The organism is Mycolicibacterium xanthum (genome assembly GCF_019710635.1).
GTDB classification, from domain to species: Bacteria; Actinomycetota; Actinomycetes; order Mycobacteriales; family Mycobacteriaceae; genus Mycobacterium; species Mycobacterium xanthum.
This window is the reverse complement of the sequence record NZ_JAIFZS010000001.1, coordinates 149,361-170,659: the sequence shown is the minus strand read 5'-3', so window position 1 is coordinate 170,659 and position 21,299 is coordinate 149,361. Positions and strand designations below refer to the sequence as shown.

Below are 21,299 nucleotides of genomic sequence, written 5' to 3'. Positions count from 1 at the left end.
CGCGTGGCGCAACGTGACTGGTGCCGTCGCACCGGAGACGACCACCGTGGTGTGAGCGCGGCTCAGTCCGGGATCTCGACGCGGCGCATGACGCCGTCGATCGCATCGGCGGCCTCGATCTCGCCGCGGGTGACACCGAGAACGAACAGCACCGTGTCCAGGTACGGGTGGCTCAGCGACGCATCGGCGACCTCCCGCAGCGCCGGCTTGGCGTTGAACGCCACCCCGAGGCCGGCGGCCGCGAGCATGTCGATGTCGTTGGCGCCGTCGCCGACCGCGACGGTCTGCTCCATCGGCACCCCGGCCTGCGCGGCGAAGTCGCGCAGCGCCTCGGCCTTGCCCGGCCGGTCGACGACCGTGCCGATCACCTTCCCGGTGAGCTTGCCGTCGACGATCTCCAGCTGGTTGGCCGCCACGAAGTCCAGCATCAGGTCGTCGGCCAGCGGCTGGATCACCTGCCGGAAGCCGCCGGAGACCACGCCGCAGTGGTATCCGAGTCGCCGCAACGTGCGGATCGTGGTGCGCGCCCCGGCGGTCAGCTCGAGTTCCCCGGCCACCTCGTCGAGCACCTCGGCGGGAAGTCCGGCCAGCGTGGCCACCCGCTCCCGCAGCGACTGCTCGAAGTCCAGTTCGCCGCGCATCGCCGCCTCGGTGATCTGGGCGACCTTGGCCTCCGCACCGGCCCGGGCGGCCAGCATCTCGATCACCTCGCCCTGGACCAGCGTCGAGTCGACGTCGAAGACGATGAGCCGCTTGGCGCGCCGCGACAGGCTGTAGTCCTCCACCGCGACGTCGATGCTCTCCTCGACCGCGACCCGGGCCAGCACCGCCTGCAGCTCACCGAACGTGCCCGGCGGGACCGAGACCCGCAGCTCCAGCCCGGTCACCGGATAGTCCGACACGCCACGGATGAAGTCGATGTTCACCCCGAGTGCGGCGGCCTCGCGGGCGACCACCCCGAACGCCTGGGCGGAGATCGGCCGGCCCAGCACCACGATGGTGTGGGTGGACGGCTCGCTCATGACCGGCAGGCTGTCGCTGGGCTCGATGCTCACCTCGAGACCCACGCCGTGGATCGCCGTGCGCACCTCGGCGGGCAGATCGGGGCCGCCGGTGACCTCGGCCGCGGCGGCGACCAGCACCCCCAGCGTCAGCTGGCCGCGGATGACCACCTGTTCGACGTTGAGCAGGTCGACCCGGTGCCGGGACAGCACCTCGAACAGCGCCGACGTGACGCCGGGCCGGTCCCGGCCGGTGACCGTGATCAGCAGCGACGAGCGGCTGCGCGTGGAACCGAAGGGGTCGGCCAGCGGCTCCGATGCGCTCACTCCCCGACCGCCCGGCGATCGGGTGTCGGCCATCAGCTGCCGGTGTGGGTGTTGGTGTGGTCTCGACCGACGTGCGCCTCGGCACGCATCCGCTCCACCATGTGCGGATAGTGCAGCTCGAACGCCGGACGCTCGGACCGGATGCGGGGCAGCTCGGTGAAGTTGTGCCGCGGCGGCGGGCAACTGGTGGCCCACTCCAGGGAGTTGCCGTAGCCCCACGGATCGTCGACGGTGACCGGCTCGCCGTAGCGCCAGCTCTTGAAGATGTTCCACAGGAACGGCAGCGTCGACAGCCCGAGGATGAACGCGCCGATCGTGGAGACGATGTTCAGCGTGGTGAAGCCGTCGGTGGGCAGGTAGTCCGCGTAGCGGCGCGGCATACCCTCGTTACCCAGCCAGTGCTGCACCAGGAACGTGGTGTGGAAGCCGATGAACGTCAGCCAGAAGTGCAGCTTGCCCAGGCGCTCGTCGAGCAGGCGGCCGGTCATCTTCGGGAACCAGAAGTAGATACCGGCGTAGGTCGCGAACACGATGGTGCCGAACAGCACGTAGTGGAAGTGCGCGATGACGAAGTAGCTGTCGGTGACGTGGAAGTCGAGCGGCGGGCTGGCCAGCAGCACTCCGGACAGGCCGCCGAGCAGGAACGTCACGATGAAGCCCACCGAGAACAACATCGGTGTCTCGAACGTCAACTGGCCCTTCCACATCGTGCCTATCCAGTTGAAGAACTTGATGCCCGTCGGCACGGCGATCAGGAACGTCATGAACGAGAAGAACGGCAGCAGCACCGCACCCGTCGCGTACATGTGGTGCGCCCACACCGCGACCGACAGCGCAGCGATGCCCAGCGTCGCGTAGATCAGCGTGGTGTAGCCGAAGATCGGCTTGCGGGAGAACACCGGGAAGATCTCGGTGACGATGCCGAAGAACGGCAGCGCGATGATGTACACCTCGGGGTGCCCGAAGAACCAGAACAGGTGCTGCCACAGCAGCACACCGCCGTTGGCGGGGTCGTAGACGTGCGCGCCGAGATGCCGGTCGGCGGCCAGGCCGAACAGGGCCGCGGTCAGGATCGGGAACGCCAGCAGGATCAGGATCGACGTCACCATGATGTTCCAGGTGAAGATCGGCATCCGGAACATGGTCATGCCGGGCGCCCGCATGCACACCACGGTGGTGATCATGTTGACGCCGCCGAGGATGGTGCCCAGACCGCCGACGGCCAGGCCCATGATCCACAGGTCACCTCCGGCCCCGGGCGAATGGATGGCGTCGGTCAGCGGCGAGTACGCGGTCCAGCCGAAGTCGGCGGCCCCGCCGGGGGTGATGAAGCCCGCGGTCGCGATCAGCGCGCCGAACAGGAACAGCCAGAACGAGAAGGCGTTCAGCCGCGGGAACGCGACGTCGGGGGCGCCGATCTGCAGCGGCAGCACCAGATTGGCGAAGCCGAACACGATCGGGGTGGCGTAGAACAGCAGCATCACGGTGCCGTGCATGGTGAACAGCTGGTTGTACTGCTCGTTGGAAAGGAACTGCAGGCCGGGCACGGCCAGCTCGGTCCGGATGAACAGCGCCATCAACCCACCGATGAGGAAGAACGCGAAGCACGCGACGCAGTACATGACGCCGATGAGCTTGTGATCGGTGGTGGTGAGCAACTTGTAGATCAGGTTGCCCTTGGGGCCGAGCCGCGCCGGGAACGGACGCCGAGCCTCGAGTTCTCCGATTGGGGGCGCTTCGGCTACCAACAGATCCTCCAACCTTCTGTGTACCTAGCAGGACGGTGCACGGGGCACGCCGACGACGAGGTGTCTGAGGTGAATCCTAACCCTCGAACCCGCCCCGGGTCGGGGTGGTCCTACAAACGGTCGTATTTCGCGGCCGTCCATTTCGGCGCCTTCCGCCCGCACGCGCCTGACCAGGCGCGGAACGCCCGGGTGTTACGGTCGGCGGCGTGTCGATCACGGGTGCGCAGGCGCGCCGCTGGGTGTCGCGCTCCTCGGGACTGGCCGCACTCGCCACCGCCGTCGGCATCACCGTCGTCACCGGGTGCGGGTCCTCCGGCGACGCCCCGGCGCCAGGCCCCACCGACAACACCGTCATCACCAGCGCCACCCGCATCGCCGGCGCCGGCGTGCTCGGCAACGACCGCAGGCCCGACGAGTCCTGCGCCCCCGACCCGGCCCCGGTCGACGAGGGTCCTCCGGAGCGCGAGGTCGGCAACGCCACCGCGCATGCCGTCACCCCGCCGATCCCGGAGACGACGCTGGTGGCCGCCGACCCCCAGCGCATCGTCGTGCTGTCCGGGGACCAGCTGGACGCGTTGTGCGCGCTGGGCCTGCAATCGCGGATCGTCGCCGCGGCGCTGCCGGACGGGCACGACGACCAGCCCTCCTACCTCGGCACGGTGATCCACGATCTGCCCGCGGCGGGCAGTCGCAGCGATCCCGACCTCGATGCGATCCGCGACGCGCACCCCGACCTGATCCTCGGCTCGGCGGCCCTGACCGCCGAGGACTATCCCGCGTTGTCGGAGATCGCCCCGACGGTGTTCGGCGGGCCGCCGGGGGTGGCGTGGCAGGACAACCTGCGCACCGTCGGCGCGGCAACGGGACGACTGAACACGGCCAACGCGCTGATCGACGAGTTCGACGAGGCCGCCCGCCGTACCGGCGCCGACAACGACGCCACCCACTTCCAGGCGTCGGTGGTCCAGTTCACCGACACCACCATGCGGGTGTTCGGCATCGACAACTTCGCCGGCAGTGTCCTCGCCACCGTCGGGGTGGACCGGCCCGCGGCGCAGCGGTTCAGCGACAAGCCCTACGTCGAGGTGGGCATCTCCGGCGCGGACCTGGCCGAGTCGCCGGACCTGTCCATCGCCGACGGCGACATCGTCTACCTCTCCTTCGCCAGCGCCGAGGCCAGGGAGCACGCCACCGAGGTGCTGCGCAGCGACCCGTGGAAGCGGCTGTCGGCCAACCGCGACGACCGGGTGTTCGCGGTGAACAACGAGGTCTGGCAGACCGGCGAGAGCATCGTCGCCGCGCGCGGCATCGTTGCCGACCTACGATGGGTCAACGCTCCGATCAACTGAGCCCGCACCGATGTGGGTGCCGTCTCACATGTGGGTGCCGTCTCACATGTGGGTGCCATCTCACACGCCCGGCCGGGACTAATCGACCCGTCCGTGACGGTTGGATGTTCGCGGGCCGCAACGTCGCGGCAGAAATCCCTCAGCGCCACCGGGTACCCCGGTGCGCGCACCCGTGCAGACCTAGAGGACTCAATGAGCACCGTTTCCGCCTATGCGGCCACCTCGGCCACCGATCCGCTGACGCCCGCCACCATCACCCGCCGCGAGCTCGGGCCCCACGACGTGGCCCTCGACATCCACTTCGCCGGCATCTGCCACTCCGACATCCACACCGTGCGCGGTGAGTGGGGCCAGGTGGAATACCCGATGGTGCCCGGCCACGAGATCGCCGGTGTGGTGACCGGGGTCGGATCCGAGGTGACGCTGTTCCAGGTCGGCGACCGCGCCGGGGTGGGCTGCTTCGTCGACTCCTGCCGCGAATGCGAGAACTGCCTGGCCGGCGAGGAACAGTACTGCGACAACCCCGGCATGATCGGCACCTACAACGGGGTCGGGCGCGACGGGCAGCCGACCCAGGGCGGCTACAGCGGTGCGATCGTCGTCGACGAGAACTACGTGCTGCGCATCCCGGACGGCATCGGGCTGGATGCGGCCGCACCGCTGCTGTGCGCCGGCATCACCACGTACTCACCACTGCGGCACTGGCACGCCGGGCCCGGAACGAAGGTCGCGGTCATCGGGCTGGGCGGCCTCGGACACCTGGGCGTCAAGCTGGCGGCCGCGATGGGCGCCGAGGTCACCGTGCTGAGCCAGTCGTTGAAGAAGATGGAGGACGGTCTGCGGCTCGGCGCCACCGACTACCGCGCCACCAGCGACCGCACCACGTTCAAGGACCTGGCCGGGAAGTTCGACCTGATCCTGAACACCGTGTCGGCCAATCTCGACCTCGAGCAGTACCTCAAGCTGCTCACGCTGGACGGGACGCTGGTCGAACTGGGCATGCCCGAACATCCGATGAGTGTTCCCGCAGGCGCACTGATCTTCGGCCGGCGCCGGATCGCCGGGTCGCTGATCGGCGGCATCGCCGAGACCCAGGAGATGCTCGAATTCTGCGCCGAGCACGGAGTGGCCCCCGAGATCGAGGTGATCGAACCGGACTACATCAACGAGGCCTATGCCCGGGTGCTGGCCAGCGACGTGCGCTACCGGTTCGTCATCGACACCGCGTCACTGCGCTGACGACGGGGCCGTCGGTTCCGGCGGCTCGCCGGTCTCGACACCGGAGTGGAACAACGAGGTCGCGGACACGCCCCAGGTGTGAGCTCGGGCCGATCCGGGCGCTACGCCAGGGGTGCACTGTTCGCCCCGGTGTCGCCCGGCGTTCATCGTCCGTGATCAGCGGTGGTGTTCGGGTTGAGGTGCCCGAATTCGTTCTGGCTCAACGGCTCCCCGCGCCGACCGCCTCCGGCGCGGGGGCGATCCACCGGCCATCGAGGATCTCGGGCCGTGGCCGGTACAGCCGAATGGCATAGTTCCAACCATCCATGACGTAGAGGTGGTTGCGGAACCCGTCGGGTTCCGGGGCCAGATCCACGGTGACCGAGCCGTCCTCGTCGGCGACGGCGGTCACGTTGTTGATGCTCCACGCCGCGTACTGGTTGGGCTCGAGGAAGCCGTCCCGGTTGTAGACGGTCAGCGACCAGAAACCGTCGACGGGCACGTCGTGGAAGGTGATGCGGTAGTGCCCGACCGGATGTGGTGCCGCCTCCACCAGATAGAACGCCTCGCGCTCGGGCAGGCCGCCCCAGCCGTAGGCCGTGCCGATCAGGTGCCGGACCGGGTCGACCTCGTCGGGCGCACCGAACGTGCGGGCACTATCGGGCAGCGACTCAGAGAGCTGCAACAGCGGCTCCCGGACGGCGTCGAGGCTCGCGGTGTCGTAGTCGGGGTGGGTATAGGGCCCCGAGGCGGGGGCATCGAGTGCCAGCCGGTCCTGAATGCCGTTGACGGCCGCCACGTCTGCGGGGTCGTTGGGGTCGACGAAGGTGCGGACCGAAACGCCGACAAAAGGTGTGCCGTACTCGTCGAGGGTCAGCTGGTGGACGCCGGGTTCGTGCAACACCCGCATGACGAAGTGGTCCTCGTTGACCACCATCGCCGACAGGTAGCGGTCGCCGGCGTCGGGGATCGTCAGCGTCGCGCCTTGGCTGATGTCGGCGATCAGCGCGCTGTAGAGGGTGTCGCGGTTCATCCGGATCACCGACTGGCGGTCGACCGGCGTCGGCGCGCGCAGATGAACGAATCGGTTCACCCCGCCCGCATGCGCCAGCGTCCCGTCGAACATCCGAGCAGTCTCGGCCCGAACGAAGTTGTCGACGTTGACCAACTCTGTCATCGAACCCTCCTCTGGTTCCCGAAACCGTCGGCAAAGCGAATGGTGGCTACTACGAGGGTCACACACTCCGGACAGGTGCGGGCGGGTTCGAAGGTCATCGAGTCAGGAGAGCTTGTCGGTGGCCCGCATTAGATTTCAGATATGGCGGGTCGCCGGTTGTAGCGATTCGCCCTGCGGCGTCAAGGGAAGAGAGACCTGAGCCGAATGTCGTTGAAAAGTCCATTGACTGGCTCCACGGCGGGCCCAGGCGATGGCTCGGCAGTTGGTGAAAGGCCGCGAGGAAGGCGATTCGGTCGTGCAATACGCCCATGAAGCGATGAACCATCGGTTCGCGATCTTTCCGGCCGGTGCGGCCGACTCCGTCGAGCAGGCCAACGATCTGGTGTGCGCAATGGCCACCGGAATCGAGGGGCAGCCTCACAAGGCCGTTCGGGAGCTGTTCGACGAGCTGGACGACATATTGGGTCGCTATCTGGCCGTGCGCCCGGCCGATGCACGTGGGGCCGTCATTGCCACCGATCGCCCCGAAGACGGTCTGCTCCGTTATCTTCTGCAGTCCGCCGCGGCCCGCGGACTCGCCGTCTACGACATCGAACTCTTTCGGCTCTACGATCCGCGTGGCCGTGTCGATGTCGAGGTGGAGCTCTGCGGCTTGGCACTGCTGCCCTATGTGACCCCGACGCTGCTTCGCGACCTGGTCCTGCGGCCGACCTGGCCGGCACCGGAAAATCCGTTTCTCATCCTCGCGCGCGGGGAGCACGACCATATTCAGGCCTATCGCGACCCCAACGGGACTTATCAATTCGAGTACCGCGACGGCGGACCCGATGCCCACTTCCAGTTCTTCACTGCGGACTGCGGGTTGGTCGCCGACGTCATGTGGGCCTGGGTGAATGACGACCCAAGCTGGCGCACCGCCGTCCGGTGGAGCCCTCTGGTACTCGACGACGACGATTCGTATCGATCCTCGCCGTCGATCAACTCGACGATCCATGTCGATCGGAATTCGGATCGGGAACTGGGCTTCTCCGACACCGACGGCCAGCCGTTTCTGGCCTACCACGCGGGCAACCCCGGCAACGAGGTGGACGGTGATGACCGCCCGGTTCCCACGGGGTGGGTACTTCACGTCGACCGCGACGAATCCTTCGTGACCGGAGTGCTCGGCTTCAACCGTGTCGACGACGCGCTCACCGCGGCAGAGACATACCTGGGTGTGTCTCCCGCGAGCCAGGATCGCCGGCCGAGGCGGTGCGTGAGCTTGCTGGACGAGCGCCGCGAGGACGGCAGCTGGCTCAATCTCGACGCCACCCTGCAACCCGACGGTTCGCTACGAATCGATGGACAAGACCTCGGCCCAGTGACGGAACCGGTCAGTCCGGACGGCGAATACGAGTACGGCTACACCATCGCCGCGCAGGACGTGCCGGCCATGGTGATCGCGCTCGGCGGACAACACGGCACCGACATCATCGACCTGCTGGAACATCACTGGTCGGGCGCCCAGTCCTACGGCCTCGGAGCAGCGATCCGGTCAAGCGGAGTGCCCCACCACTTCTGGAACTACCCCTGACAGGACTCGAAACCGGCCTCACCAGGGGAAACGGGCATTCCGGCGGTGATGTGCCCCGGGATTTCCAGGGCGATTCAACCCGGCATCGCGTCATTGCCTGCGAGGATGCTGGTTATGTCCGGGGGGCTCGTGGCGCGCGCGGCCGAAGACCGCGCGGTGGCGCACTTCCTGGACCGGGTCGCCGTCGAACCGTCGGGGCTGGTGATCGAGGGCGAGCCCGGGATCGGCAAGACGACCCTGATCTCGGAAGCCGCGAGCCGCGCCTCGGCGCGCGGCTTCCGGGTGCTCAAGGCGCGCGGAGCCCCATCTGAGGTGACGTACGCCTACGCGGCGATGGCCGATTTGCTGTGCTCACTCGACGACTCGTTGTGGCGGCACCTGCCGGCCGTGCAGCGCGCGGCGCTGGACCGGGTCGTGTCGGGATACGGGGAGGGGCCTGCGACCGATGAGCGCCTGGTCGCAGAGGCGTTCCTGTCCGTGCTGCGAACCCTTTCGGCGGATGCTGCGGTGCTGATCTGCATCGATGACACGCAGTGGCTGGACACGTCCACGCAGGCTGTGCTCGGCTTCGCCGCACGCCGTCTGAGCGGGCCGGTCGGCGCGATCGCGACGGTGCGCACCGGCGAGCCCAACGTAGGGAGCGTGCAGCGGTGGCTGACGTTCGCGCACCCGGATGCGGTCGCCTGCATCACCATGCAGCCGCTGACCGTGGACGGTGTGCACCGGCTGGTGGCGGATCGGCTCGAGCGGACGCTGCCGCGTCCGGCGATCGCGCGGATCTTCGAGATCTCCAACGGCAACCCGTTGTTTGCGATCGAACTCGCCCGCGCGATCGCGGACGGTCCCACGCACGGCGCCATCGACCTGCCCACCAGCCTGGCGGAGATCGTGCGGGAGCGCGTCGGGCGCAACGACGACGAGGTCGCCGCCGTCCTGCTGGCCGCCGCGTGCGCGGCGGAACCCTCCGTCGAACTGATCGGCCAAGCCACCGGGCACGGGGTGGCCCGCGCGACCGAGCTGCTGGAGTCCATCGAGGACCGTGGCATCGTCGAACTCGAGGGCAATCAGGTGCGGTTCTGCCACCCACTGTTCGCCACCGGTGTGTACGCGCAAGCCAGCCGAACGCGGCGGCGCGCGATGCACCGCAGCTTGGCGGGCGTCGTCGACCAGCCCGAACTCAAGGCCCGGCATCTTGCCCTGGCGGCGACGACCGGCGACGCGGCCACCGTGGCCGCGCTCGACGCCGCCGCCGAGGCCACCTTCGCCCGGGGCGCGCCCGCCGCGGCGGCCGAGTTGGTCGAGTTGGCCCTCAGACTGGGCGGCGACACCGCACAACGCCGGATTCGGGCCGCAGAACTGCAGTTCCGCGCAGGCAATCTGGTGCCGGCCCGGACCCATCTGCAGTCGACCATTGAGGATCTCGCCCCTGGCACCGAGCGCTGCCTGGCGCTGATGCTGCTGGGGGCGGTGCGCGGCTACGACGACGACCCGGCGGCCGGGGTCGAGGCAATGGCGAAGGCCGTCGAGGAAGCCGGTGACAACGTCGCCCTGCGATTGCTGTGCATGTTGCGGCTGACCCTGGCGATGGTGATGGTCAACCGCATCGCCGAGGCTGTCGAGCGCGCCCGGATGGCGGTCACGCTGGCCGATCGGGTCGGCGTGCCGGGCCTGCGCAGCCAGGCGCTGTCGATCTGGGTCGCGGTGACGTTCGTCTACGGGCTCGGTGCCGACCACCAAGCCCTGCAGACCGCACTGGAGCTGGAAGATCCCGACAGCGGCGCCACGACATGGTTCCGGGCCAGCGCAGTGCAGGCGATGATCTCGGCCTACACCGGTGATCTCGAGCGGGCACACAGTCAGATACGTGCGGTGCGCCAGCAGATGTTCGAAGCCGGCACCGAGGTCGAGATCATCTGGGCGGCGGTGCATGTCGCCGCGATCGACGTGTGGATGGGCCGCTACCGGGATGCGGCCGAAGCGGCTCACGAGGCGGTGCAGCGTGCCGAGCAGATGGGTGGACGCCTCCTGCTCATCACCACCTGGACCGTCCAGGCCGCCGCGGCGGCCTACGCGGGGCGCGATGCCGAAGCCCGCGCCGTGGCCACCGCCGCGGTCGACACCGCCCGGGTCATCGGGAGCAGCCGCCTGGCCATCGAGCCGCTGACCACGCTGGGGTTCCTCGACGTGTCGGCGGGCGAGTACGCCGCCGCGCTGAGGACGCTGCAACCTCTCATCGACGCCTTCGACCCGGACCACGGTCTCGAGATCGAGGGAGGCGCATACCTGCCCGACGCGGTGGAAGCGCTGGCTGCGACGGGCCGCCTCGACGAGGCGGGTCGGCTCGTCGCGGCGCTGGAGACGGGCGGCTCCCGGCTCGACCGGCCCTGGATGCTGGCCGTGGGCGCGCGCGGGCGCGCGCACATCCTGGCCGCCCGCGGTGAACTCGACAGCGCCGAGGAGGGCGCCGAAGAGGCTGTCCGGCAGCATCTGCGGGTGCCGATGCCCTTCGAGCTGGCCCGCACCCAGCTGCTGCTCGGCCAGATTCAACGTCGTCGGCGCCGCCGGGCGGCCGCCCGTGCGACCCTGACCGCTGCCCTGCGCACCTTCGATGACCTGGGCAGTCCGCTGTGGTCGGCGCGCGCTCGCGACGAGCTGAAACGGCTGCTACCGGGCTCCTCCCCCACCCCCGAGTTGACCGCCGCCGAGCATCGCGTCGCCGAGCGGGCCGCGGCCGGCCTGTCCAACCGGGAAATCGCCGCCGAGCTGTTCCTCGCACCGAAGACCGTGGAGATGAACCTCAGCACCGTCTACCGCAAGCTCGGGATTCGTTCGCGCGCACAACTTTTCGCCCGCCTCAATTCGTCCGCGGCCGACCAGTCGGATCCGCCGCGCCCGGAAAACCGCTGAGGCACCGTATCCGCGGGCCACGCGCGTGAGACGGTCTCGTCGAGAAGTCCAGGGAATTCCCTGTATCCGCGACCCACGGGTGCTTCCTAGCCTGAAAATCGCAACACACCTTTGCCCAACGGAGGGGGGTGAAATCGATGATCCTGAAACTGAAACGACTGAGCCGACGCTTGGCGTACCGCAGCGATGCGGCGATCAAGCACGACGTGCGGCGACTGAGCCGACGCTTGGCGTACCGCAGCGATGCGGCGATCAAGCACGACGTGCGGCGACTGAGCCGACGCTTCGCGTACCGCAGCGATGTGGCAATCAAGCACGACGTACTGCCCGTCGTGTAGTCCCGTCCAGCGCGGTGTGCCGCCGGAGACATGCGGCGGCACACCGCGTTGCACCTCAACCACCAGACCAATGAAGCGAGAGGGGCCGACGATGCCCGAACCCGTTGCCGCGAAGCGAACCTGGGCCTCACCCACGACCCGCCACCGCGCCACGTTCCGAGCGATCTCCCACCATCCCCAGGCGTGGGCGGCACGGCTGATTCGCCGCCAAAGGGGTGTCGCCGCCGCCGTCGAGGTCCCGCAGTCGGCCTCCGAGATCCTGCGCCGGCTGTCGGAGTTGCCCATCAGCACGTGGACCTATGGCTATGACCACGTCTCGGTGCGCCATCTGGGCCCGATGGCGCAGGATTTCGCCGCGGCCTTCGGTCTGGGCGACAGCGACCGTCGCATCGACATGCTCGACGCCAACGGGGTGCTCATGGTCGCAGTCCAGGAACTGACCCGACGCGTCGCCGAACTCGAGCGGCGTCTGGAGAACCTCGGCGTGACCGGGGAAACGCCACGGAGTGCCGATTCGCCTGTGGCCGAGCGGGTTTAGATTTCCGAACTAGGCGGCCGCGCCCCGACCGTCGGGCTGGCCGACGCGCATGATCTCCACCAACAGACCGATACCGCTGAACACCACCCCCAGCACGATCGGGGCGACGTAGTAGGCACCGAGGGCTATTTCGGCGGGGTTACCGGCGAACAGGCTGACCACCAGGTCGCCCGCGCTGGCCCAGAAGACCAGCGACATCGCGGCGAGCAGGCCGATTCCCGCCAGCAGGCTGAACGCCCCGTAGCAGGCCAGCCACCGATGCCGACGGGGCAGTGAGCCACCGAGCGCGGCACCCAGCGCACGCCGAGCGCGTAGGGCCAGGTCGGGCTCGTCGAGCCAGTCCGCCAGCGCCCAGTGGCCGTCCACCTGCAGGACCGGGGCCAGGTTGATCAGGATGTCCACGCAGGCCAGCACGGCCAACCGCCAGAACACTATGGCCCACAACGTATCCGAGACGAGGTGGGCGGCGATCGCGAAGCCCGCCGTGGTCACGACGTCGACCGCCAGCCCGGCCAGCGCCTGGATCACCCGGGCGCGTCTGGGCAGAGTGAGCGCCGGTGTCGAGTCGACGAAGAACGAGACGGCGCCCCAATAGAATCCAAACCCGGCCAGCCGCGGGGTGCGCCCGTAGTGCACCATCGCGACCGCGTGAGCGAGTTCGTGCAACGCCGTCGCAGCGGTCCCGATGACCACCATCAGCACCACCTCCAGCGCCGGTGTGCTGCTGACCGTCGGCACATCCGGCCGGCCATACAGCAGCGCCACACCACCCGCGGCCACCAGTATCAGCGTGAGAAGCCGGCCGGCCGGATGGGCGAAGAACGGCATCACATGGGTTTCGATCCAGCGCGCGGGATGCTCGACACCGGAGATCATCAGGCCCGATCGCGTCAGCCGGCACCGCGGCGGTTTGACCGCCGGGGCCTGCCCGGCCACATCGTCGGGGCAGACCACGTCGGTGAACACGCCCTGCGCGATAAGCTCCTCGACCAGGCCGGCCTGGCCCGGCGGGCCGAGCCTGCGCTCCAACTCGGCGGGGTCCGGGTCGTCGCTGAGCAGCGCGGGCAGACGAGCCGCCCGGGGGTGCTCGAGCAGCACCACGTCCCCATGCCGTCCGGCCAACAGAAGTCCACGCTTGCTCAGTCGCCACTGAGCCTGCGGATCGAGCCTGACCACTTTGCGAACTCCTCATTGTCGACGCCACCACCAGCAGGTTCTGCGGTTCACGCTAGGAGCGCGGCGTAACGATCGAAACAGGGGTTTCCCTGGATCGACGGCGAAGACCGGCCCGGTTGATCGATCCAGACGCAGCTGGGCGACTCAGTCGCTGGAGAAGATTGACGCCGGGCCGCGGCTCGGCGTCGGAGTGTGCGGCGCCGATCCGATGGGCGTTCCCGTGGGGCGCGCTGATCTTCGGGCGTCACAGCATCACGGGGGTTGCTGATCGATGACAACGGCGGGGCCCAGGAGATGCGCGACTTCTGCGCCGAGCACGAGGTGGCCACCGAAATCGAGTTCATCGGGCCGGAACGAATCAACGACACCTACGAGCGCGCGTCGTTTTCTCGGGCTGGATGCATACTCGGCGACCGTCGCCCGATTACTCACCGGCACGCTAGCGTTACCGGGCATGGCCGATCCCGTCGTCATCAGGGTCAAACCCGGCAGCCGCAAGGGGCCGCTTGTCGAGGTCGGCCCCGACGGTGAGCTGACGATCTACGTGCGCGAGCCGGCGCTCGACGGCAAAGCCGACAAGGCAGCCACCCGGCTGCTCGCAGCTCACCTTCAGTTGCCCACCAGCCGAGTGGAATTGGTGTCCGGAGCGACGTCGCGGCTCAAACGTTTCCGCGTCAGCTTCTGACCCGCCGGCCTTGGAAGTCCCAGTCCGCGTCTCACTGTTGAGCGCCTTTGTCCAGTGGTTCGGCAAGGACATCGGCTGGCATCACCTTTATGCCTTCCTGGCCGAAACGCCGGCCGATGGCCCGGAGTGTACGTCGCCCTCGCCGAGGGTTTCGGCGTACCGCTTGTCACCCGCGACGGGCGACTCACCCGATCTCATGGCCATGATCCACATATCGCGCTTGTCGCATAAACATCGCAGCGCTTCGGCTCGGCCACCGAGACGCGAACCTATGGGGGTGTGCCGTATCCGCCGCCGCCGGGGGTTTCGATCACCAGTGTGTCGCCGGGTTGGACTTCGGTCGAGTCGCATCCTGCGAGTTCGACGGTGTCACCGTCGGCGCGTTCCACGTAGTTGCGCCCCAGCGCCCCAGGTGACCCACCGGCCAGACCGTAGGGCGCCACTCGTCGATGCCCGGACAACGTGCTGACAATCATGGGCTCGGTGAACTGGATCCGACGGACGCCGCCGTCACCGCCGCGCCATCGTCCGGCACCACCGCTGCCGCGCCGGATCGCGAATTCCTTCAGCAGCACCGGGAAACGCCATTCGAGGACTTCGGGATCGGTGAGCCGTGAGTTCGTCATATGCGTCTGCACCACGGACGCCCCGTCGAACCCGTCACCGGCCCCGGACCCGGACCCGAGGGTTTCGTAGTACTGATGCCGCTCGTTGCCGAAGGTGACGTTGTTCATCGTTCCGGCGCCCTCGGCCTGCACGCGCAGCGCGGCGAACAGCGCGCCGGTGATGGCCTGCGAGGTTTCGACGTTGCCGGCGACGACCGCGACCGGGTAGGTCGGTGCGAGCATCGTTCCTTCCGGTATGACGATGTGCAGTGGGCGCAGGCAGCCATCGTTGAGGGGAATCTCATCGGTGACCAGGGTGCGGAACACGTAGAGCACCGCGGCGGTCACCACCGATGATGGCGCGTTGAAGTTCGTGTCCAGTTGCGGTGAGGTTCCGGTGAAGTCGATGGTCGCGCTGCGACCGGCGCGGTCGACGATGATACGCACGGCGATCGTCGCGCCGGAATCCATCGTGTAGCGGTATTCGCCGTCGTCGAGCCGGTCGATGACGCGGCGGACCGATTCCTCGGCATTGTCCTGGACATGGCGCATATAGGCCTGGACGACATCGAGGCCGAAGTGGTCGATCATCTTGCCGACCTCGTCGACGCCCTTCTGGTTGGCGGCGATCTGGGCGCGTAGGTCGGCGAGGTTGGTGTCGGGATTGCGCGACGGGAAAGGCGATTCGGTGAGTAGGCGTCGGGTTTCGGTTTCGCGGAACCGTCCGTTCTCGGTCAGTAGCCAGTTGTCGAACAGCACGCCTTCTTGGTCGATACGGCGGCTGTTCGCCGGCATGGATCCGGGGGCGATGCCGCCGATTTCGGCGTGGTGCCCACGTGACGCGACGAAGAACAGGATGTTTTCGCCCGCATCATCGAACACCGGGGTCACCACGGTGATATCCGGCAGGTGGGTACCGCCGTGGTAAGGGTCGTTGACCGCGTACACGTCACCCGGCCTCATCGCGTCGCCCCTGCGGCGGATCACTTCCTTGACGGTGGTGCCCATCGAGCCCAGATGCACCGGGATGTGCGGTGCATTGGCGACCAGGTCGCCGCGCGGATCGAACAGCGCACACGAGAAGTCCAGCCGTTCACGGATATTCACCGACTGCGCGGTCGCCTCCAGCCGGAAGCCCATCTGCTCGGCGATCGACATGAACAGGTTGTTGAAGATCTCCAGGAGCACCGGATCGGCCTCGGTACCCGCATCGGGCTGTGCGGGTGCCACCACCCGCTCGGTGAGCAGATGTCCTGACCGGGTCAGCGTCGACTGCCAGCCCTCGTCGACGACGGTGGTGGCGTTGGCCTCGGCGATGATCGCCGGACCGGTGGCCGTCTCCCCCGGCCGCATGCACTCGCGGTGCCACAACGGGGCTTCGCGCCACGATCCGCCCGAGTACACCTGGATGGTTTCCGGCGCGCCGGCACGGTCGGCGGCCTGATCACTCAGATGGGACAGATCGGGCTGCACGGTGAGCCCGGTCGCCTCCACCGAGATCGCTCCCGCGATCAGGGCACGGTCCATCAAGAACGAGTACATCGCGCGGTGAGTGGCTTCAAACGCCGCGGTCATGGCCTCGAGCCCGGCAAGCTCAACCGGAACCGCGGTATCGGTTCCGTCGTAGCGAAGATGCACCCGGCGAACCACCCGGATGCGTTCGGCCGGGATGCCCTCGTCGAGCAGTTCGGCGCGCGCGGACTGCTCGAGGGACTCCGCGACGGTGGCCAACCGCGCCAAGGCGGCGGTCTCGAGTCGGATCTCGACCGACTGCTGCCGCATCGCGGTGGTGTCGGCCAGGCCGATCCCAAGCGCGGAGAGCACGCCCGCCATCGGCGGGACGAGCACGGTGCGGATACCGAGTGCATCCGCGACCGCACACGCGTGCTGTCCGCCGGCGCCGCCGAAAGTCGTCAGCACGTAACGGGTCACGTCGTGTCCCTTTTGGACCGAGATCTTCTTGACCGCGTTGGCCATGTTCGCCACTGCGATCCGCAGGAATCCCTCGGCGACCTGCTCGGGCGACCGGTCATCGCCGGTCGACGTCTGGATGGCGGCGGCCAGCTCCGTGAAGCGGCGGCGCACGATCTCGGCATCCAGCGGCTGATCGCCGGCGGGACCGAACACGGCCGGGAAGTGCGCGGGCTGGATGCGGCCGAGCATCACGTTTGCGTCGGTGACGGTGAGCGGACCGCCGCCGCGATAGCAGGCCGGGCCCGGGGCGGCCCCGGCTGAGTCCGGGCCCACCCGATAACGGGTCCCGTCGAAATGCAGGATCGAACCACCGCCGGCCGCCACCGTGTTGATGTCCAGCATCGGTGCCCGCAACCGGACCCCGGCCACCTGGGTGTTGAACACCCGCTCGTACTCACCGGCGTAGTGCGATACGTCCGTGGAGGTACCGCCCATGTCGAAACCGATGACGTGGTCGAACCCGGCCAACGCCGACATCCGCACCATCCCCACGATGCCCCCGGCCGGACCCGACAAGATCGCGTCCTTGCCACGGAAATGCCCTGCCTCGGCCAGCCCACCGTTGGACTGCATGAACATCAGCCGCACGTCGGGCATCTGGTCTGACACACGGTTCACATAGCGGCGCAGCACCGGGGACAAGTAGGCGTCGACCACGGTGGTATCTCCTCGCGGGACCAGCTTCATCAGCGGGCTGACCTCGGACGACAGCGAGATTTGAGCGAAGCCGTGCTGCTCGGCCAAGTTGCCGATCTCCCGCTCGTGCGCCGGGTACAGGTAACTGTGCATGCACACCACCGCGACCGCGCGGATCCCGTCGGCGTGCGCCTGCCGCAGCTGTTCGCCGAGCAGTTCGAGATCCGGTGCGCGCAGCACCGTGCCCTCGGCCGTGATCCGCTCGTCGACCTCGACGACGCGCTCGTAAAGCAGTTCCGGCAGCACGATGTGTCGATCGAAAATGCGAGGACGATTCTGGTAGCCGATACGCAGCGCGTCCCCGAAGCCGCGGGTGATCACCAGCAGTGTGCGTTCCCCCGTGCGTTCCAGCAGCGCATTCGTCGCCACGGTGGTGCCCATCCGCACCGCCTCTACTTGCGCGACCGGCATGGGCGCGTCGTCGGTGGTCCCGAGCAGGGTGCGGATCCCGGCAACCGCGGCGTCGCGATATTGCGCAGGGTTCTCCGACAGCAGCTTGTGCATCGACAGACGCCCATCCGGCCGGCGTGCCACGATGTCGGTGAACGTACCGCCCCGGTCAACCCAGAACTGCCACCTCGTATCCGTCACGAGGATTCCCTTTCGTCGTGCACCAAACCCTATCGGCGAGCAGGCAAAGCGCCCAGGCGCCGATCTGTTCACCACGGTTCGGCCATCAACATCCCCGCGCGCCGCTCAACGCAGCTTCCGCAAAGACGGCACTCTTGAGGCCGACCGTGAACACCGGCTACAAGAATTACCCGGTTGGTCATGGAACAAGAGAGAAGACCAGTGGGAGCAGGGGACCGCCGACGACGCTCAGAGGCACTCGCTGGGTGGTGGACGTGGGACGGGCATGATGCGTTCTCGGTGCTCGATGATGACGAGTGAAGTTCCGCGCCGTATCTGAGCGTCACTGGGGTAGGCGCCTACAAGGAAAGGGTCTACGGCCTGCTCGTCCTGCTGTCCCGAATCCCGGACAGTGAAACGGTTCTCGACATGGTCGCGGCACTCTACTCCGGCGGTGAGGACAACACCTTCCATACCCGCGACAGACAGGGCCTGGCCGAACGGGGCGGGCGAGCACTGCGACCGAGCGAGGTCTGTGCGCTGAGCCCTGAGGGCATCCACGCCGTCACCAACCCGACCAGTCAGTCGGATCTGGAGGACGTTGGACTACGGTGTTCGGCTACGGCGTCCAGATCATCAGGTCTTCCATGCCATTGTTCATCGTGACGGTGGTCGGCGGTGGGCCGGTGACGTCAAAGTGGATTTTGCCGGTCGACTGCGCGCCTTCGGGGATGGTCGCGCCACTGATGTTGGCCGGGCTGGCGACTTGCCATAGCACCCGGTAAGCGGCTTCGTTGGGGGCGACTGCATTGAATTGCGAAATGGCCGGGGTGACGCTGCCCCGGATGGCGCTGACCGTGACGGTGGCTTCCCAGAGTTCCCCTGCCACGGGGTAGCCGGGCATCACGTCAGCGCTGGGTCTGAGGTCGCTGACCTGCCAGCCGAGAACGACATGGCCAACGCTGTCGGTCATCGTCAGTTCGCTACCGAGTTTGCCGACGACGGGATAGGTGGCTGACGCCATCGATGCACTGGCGATGGCAAGGCTCAGCATGAGCACTGTCGCTATTGCCGTCCGTATGGTTGCGGTGAGCTTCACTGGTCCCCTCCTGATCTTTGGAACGCACCTGCTGTATCTACCCGTGCATACCTTTGTCAGTGTGGCGTCGTAAGTCACCTAAGCCCCCATTTTCTGTGACTTTAGTCCATCGAAAGGGCTGGCCGGGCAGGTGGCTAGTACGAGGTTCGCACGACGAACGAGTCTGTGTTCGGGTCGTAACCGACCGTCTCATCCACGAACATTTCCCCGACCGAGTGGCCGTCGTCGGCGACCGCGATGAAGGTGGCTTGTTCCGCGTCGTAGGTGACCGATCCCTGCACGAACATCGCCGCGATCTCGCGTCCATCTGCTCCGAAAACGACGAGCTTCAAACCGCCGGCGTCCTTGAGGTACTGCACCGCTTCGGCACGAGTCGTGACCATCGCTGGGATTCCTCTCCGCTGATGTTCTGGTTTCCGCTGAGTATTCCCGGGGGCGATGGTCAACGGGATTGGTATAGCTGCACCCGGCCGGAACTGAACTGCCCCGAAGATCTGCCCGAATACCAAGACTGCGGCATCGCCTGCGATCCATAGTTGCACCACGGAACCCGACTGGTGGTGGAGGTTCAGCGATGACAGAGATCACGGGCGGCGAACTCTTCGCCCGCGCGCTTCAGGCCGAGGGGATCCAGTTCTTGTTCGGTCTGCCGTCCCCCGAGGTCGACCCGCTGCTCGCGCAGCTCGATGCGCACGGCATTCGACTGGTACCTGTTCGCCATGAGGCGGCCGGGGTGCACATGGCCGAAGGTCTCTACAAGACGACCGGCAAGGTTGCCGCCGTGCTGGGCAATCCCGGCCCCGGCTCGGCGAACCTGGTGCCAGGCGCGGTCACGGCGCTCCACGAGGGGGTGCCGGTGCTGGTCATCACGTCGCAGCACCGGCTGGGCATCGTCTACCCGTCGCCGCCGTCGACGTTCCAGGGTCAGGATCAACTCGAACTGTTCCGCCCCGCGGTCAAATGGGGCGGCCCGATCTTCGAATGGTCACGGATCCCCGAGGTGTTGCGGTTGGCGTTCCGGGAAATGCACAACGGCCGTCCCGGCCCCGTGCACGTCGAACTGCCCGCCCCGGTCCTGTACGAGACCGGCGACCCCGACACCGCCCCAGTGTGGCCACCGGCGGCGTCGCGTGCCGGTGCACCGCAGCCATCCGACCGCCAGCTCGACGAGGCCGCCGCGCTGCTCGTCGGCGCGCAGCGCCCGGTGGTGATCGCGGGAGCCGGGGTGGACCGGGCCGGCGCGCAGGATGCCGTGCTGGAAATCGTCGAGCTGCTGGGCTGCCCGGCGATCACCTCGATGGCCGGCCGCGCCAGCGTGCCGGCTGATCACCCCAACTTCGTCTTCGGTTTCGGTCCCGCCGGCGATCTCGCGCGCAGCGAGGCCGACGTGCTGCTGGTCGCCGGCTCGCGAATGGGCAACCTCGACGTTCCCTACGACGTCTACTGGGGCGATCCGGAAGGCAAGCGGCTCGTCCAGATCGACGTCGACCCGCGGAACTTCGGCGTCACCCGGCCGTTGCACCTGGGGGTGGTGGCCGACGCCAAGGCCGCGCTCGACGGCATCGCCGCGCGGCTGCGCGCGACGGACCTGGGCGCCCGGGACGGCGCGGACCTGGCGCGCTACCGCAAGCTCGACGAGCAGGTGCGGACCGAGCTGGCGACACCGATCCTGCAGTGGCAGGGCCCGGGAATCCATCCCGCGCATGCCCTCGGCGCCGTGGGTGCGGTGTTCGGTGGGGACGCGGTGTACACCGTCGACGGCGGCAACACCACGCTGTGGGCCTACAACATGCTGCCGCCCACCCGTCCGCACTCCTACCACTCGATACTCGAGCTCGGCATGCTCGGTACCGGCATCCCGTCGGCGATCGGCGCCAAGCTCGGCGCCCCGGATCGCGACGTGGTCTGCGTCACCGGCGACGGAGCCGCGGGCTTCAACGTGATGGAGTTGCAGACCGCGGCGCGCGAGGGCGTCGACATCACCGTGGTGGTGTTCGCCGAGGGGTCCTGGACGATGGAGGAGCTCAATGAGCTGCAGTTGTACGGCACCACCTTCGGCACCGCCCAGGGCGAGATCCGTTGGGACACCGTCGCACAGGGTCTCGGCTGTCATGGTGCGTACGTGGACCGCATCGAGGACCTCGACGAGGCGCTGCGCGGCGCCCGCGACCACAAGGGTCCCAGCCTGGTCTGTGTGCGCAGCGATCACGCCGCCAACCTGGCCATCCCCGCCGAGATGACGGCCCGGTTCTTCGAGGTGTATTCCGGGCCGGCGAAACCGACCGCTTTCTAGGCGCTGGCGTGGGAGACCGGCAGCT

Annotated in this window: 15 protein-coding genes and 1 pseudogene; 9 read left to right on the top strand and 7 right to left on the bottom strand. The window is 67.9% G+C overall.

Annotated elements, in window-relative coordinates; genetic code table 11:
* Positions 1-62: 62 nt before the first annotated feature.
* Positions 63-1,310, bottom strand: coding sequence for a phosphoserine phosphatase SerB (serB, locus tag JDV09_RS00720; protein WP_255604655.1), 1,248 nt, complete (start codon positions 1,308-1,310; stop codon positions 63-65).
* 50 nt (positions 1,311-1,360) lie between these two features.
* Positions 1,361-3,076: an aa3-type cytochrome oxidase subunit I gene (gene ctaD / locus JDV09_RS00715; protein WP_221367458.1), complete on the bottom strand. Its 1,716-nt coding sequence runs from the start codon at positions 3,074-3,076 to the stop codon at positions 1,361-1,363.
* A gap of 206 nt (positions 3,077-3,282) precedes the next feature.
* Between ctaD and JDV09_RS00710 the strand changes: the two genes are divergently transcribed.
* Both JDV09_RS00710 and JDV09_RS00705 read left to right on the top strand, forming a co-directional pair.
* Positions 3,283-4,425 carry an iron-siderophore ABC transporter substrate-binding protein gene (locus tag JDV09_RS00710; RefSeq protein WP_221367185.1) on the top strand — a complete coding sequence of 381 codons (1,143 nt, stop codon included), beginning with the start codon at positions 3,283-3,285 and terminating at the stop codon, positions 4,423-4,425.
* 192 nt (positions 4,426-4,617) lie between these two features.
* On the top strand, positions 4,618-5,664 hold the full coding sequence (locus JDV09_RS00705; RefSeq protein ID WP_221367184.1) for an NAD(P)-dependent alcohol dehydrogenase: 1,047 nt from the start codon (positions 4,618-4,620) through the stop codon (positions 5,662-5,664).
* A gap of 199 nt (positions 5,665-5,863) precedes the next feature.
* Here JDV09_RS00705 and JDV09_RS00700 read toward each other — a convergent pair whose 3' ends face one another.
* Positions 5,864-6,820, bottom strand: coding sequence for a DUF1214 domain-containing protein (locus tag JDV09_RS00700; RefSeq protein WP_221367183.1), 957 nt, complete (start codon positions 6,818-6,820; stop codon positions 5,864-5,866).
* Between the two features lie 316 nt (positions 6,821-7,136).
* Between JDV09_RS00700 and JDV09_RS00695 the strand changes: the two genes are divergently transcribed.
* The 4 genes from JDV09_RS00695 (at position 7,137) to JDV09_RS00680 (ending at position 12,176) form a co-directional block, all read left to right on the top strand.
* Positions 7,137-8,393 (top strand): hypothetical protein, encoded by a 1,257-nt coding sequence (locus JDV09_RS00695; protein ID WP_221367182.1) that lies wholly within the window; start codon positions 7,137-7,139, stop codon positions 8,391-8,393.
* Between the two features lie 114 nt (positions 8,394-8,507).
* A complete protein-coding gene (locus JDV09_RS00690; RefSeq protein WP_221367181.1) occupies positions 8,508-11,300 on the top strand; it encodes an AAA family ATPase in 2,793 nt (930 codons plus the stop codon).
* 137 nt (positions 11,301-11,437) lie between these two features.
* Positions 11,438-11,638, top strand: a complete 201-nt coding sequence (locus JDV09_RS00685; RefSeq protein WP_221367180.1) for a hypothetical protein — start codon at positions 11,438-11,440, stop codon at positions 11,636-11,638.
* A gap of 91 nt (positions 11,639-11,729) precedes the next feature.
* Entirely contained in the window at positions 11,730-12,176 is a 447-nt protein-coding gene (locus tag JDV09_RS00680) for a tail fiber domain-containing protein (protein ID WP_255604621.1), read from the top strand.
* Positions 12,177-12,185: 9 nt separating this feature from the next.
* Here the strand turns inward: JDV09_RS00680 and JDV09_RS00675 are convergent, their stop codons facing one another.
* Complete coding sequence (locus JDV09_RS00675; protein WP_221367179.1) at positions 12,186-13,352, bottom strand: hypothetical protein; 1,167 nt, start codon at positions 13,350-13,352, stop codon at positions 12,186-12,188.
* A 454-nt stretch (positions 13,353-13,806) separates the two neighbouring features.
* Here JDV09_RS00675 and JDV09_RS00670 point away from each other — a divergent pair, with 454 nt between their 5' ends.
* A complete protein-coding gene (locus JDV09_RS00670; protein ID WP_221367178.1) occupies positions 13,807-14,037 on the top strand; it encodes a DUF167 domain-containing protein in 231 nt (76 codons plus the stop codon).
* Between the two features lie 123 nt (positions 14,038-14,160).
* Positions 14,161-14,268, top strand: a pseudogene (locus JDV09_RS26505) (type II toxin-antitoxin system VapC family toxin); the annotation flags it as partial.
* A gap of 38 nt (positions 14,269-14,306) precedes the next feature.
* On the opposite strand, the gene JDV09_RS00665 reads toward JDV09_RS26505, so the two are convergent.
* The 3 genes from JDV09_RS00665 to JDV09_RS00655 all read right to left on the bottom strand — a co-directional run bounded on the left by JDV09_RS00665 (position 14,307) and on the right by JDV09_RS00655 (position 19,364).
* Positions 14,307-17,903 (bottom strand): hydantoinase B/oxoprolinase family protein, encoded by a 3,597-nt coding sequence (locus JDV09_RS00665; RefSeq protein ID WP_221367177.1) that lies wholly within the window; start codon positions 17,901-17,903, stop codon positions 14,307-14,309.
* A gap of 598 nt (positions 17,904-18,501) precedes the next feature.
* Positions 18,502-18,981, bottom strand: a complete 480-nt coding sequence (locus JDV09_RS00660; protein WP_221367176.1) for an MPT63 family protein — start codon at positions 18,979-18,981, stop codon at positions 18,502-18,504.
* Positions 18,982-19,115: 134 nt separating this feature from the next.
* On the bottom strand, positions 19,116-19,364 hold the full coding sequence (locus JDV09_RS00655; protein WP_221367175.1) for a hypothetical protein: 249 nt from the start codon (positions 19,362-19,364) through the stop codon (positions 19,116-19,118).
* Positions 19,365-19,555: 191 nt separating this feature from the next.
* Between JDV09_RS00655 and JDV09_RS00650 the strand changes: the two genes are divergently transcribed.
* A complete protein-coding gene (locus JDV09_RS00650) occupies positions 19,556-21,274 on the top strand; it encodes a thiamine pyrophosphate-binding protein (RefSeq protein ID WP_221367174.1) in 1,719 nt (572 codons plus the stop codon).
* Positions 21,275-21,299: the final 25 nt, after the last annotated feature.

Coding starts and splice junctions, on each gene's coding strand:
- JDV09_RS00680 (WP_255604621.1), top strand. CDS start 11,730: ATGCCCGAACCCGTTGCCGCGAAGCGAACCTGGGCCTCACCCACGACC.
- JDV09_RS00650 (WP_221367174.1), top strand. CDS start 19,556: ATGACAGAGATCACGGGCGGCGAACTCTTCGCCCGCGCGCTTCAGGCC.
- JDV09_RS00655 (WP_221367175.1), bottom strand. CDS start 19,364: ATGGTCACGACTCGTGCCGAAGCGGTGCAGTACCTCAAGGACGCCGGC.
- JDV09_RS00695 (WP_221367182.1), top strand. CDS start 7,137: ATGAACCATCGGTTCGCGATCTTTCCGGCCGGTGCGGCCGACTCCGTC.
- JDV09_RS00705 (WP_221367184.1), top strand. CDS start 4,618: ATGAGCACCGTTTCCGCCTATGCGGCCACCTCGGCCACCGATCCGCTG.
- JDV09_RS00700 (WP_221367183.1), bottom strand. CDS start 6,820: ATGACAGAGTTGGTCAACGTCGACAACTTCGTTCGGGCCGAGACTGCT.
- JDV09_RS00690 (WP_221367181.1), top strand. CDS start 8,508: ATGTCCGGGGGGCTCGTGGCGCGCGCGGCCGAAGACCGCGCGGTGGCG.
- JDV09_RS00670 (WP_221367178.1), top strand. CDS start 13,807: ATGGCCGATCCCGTCGTCATCAGGGTCAAACCCGGCAGCCGCAAGGGG.
- JDV09_RS00685 (WP_221367180.1), top strand. CDS start 11,438: ATGATCCTGAAACTGAAACGACTGAGCCGACGCTTGGCGTACCGCAGC.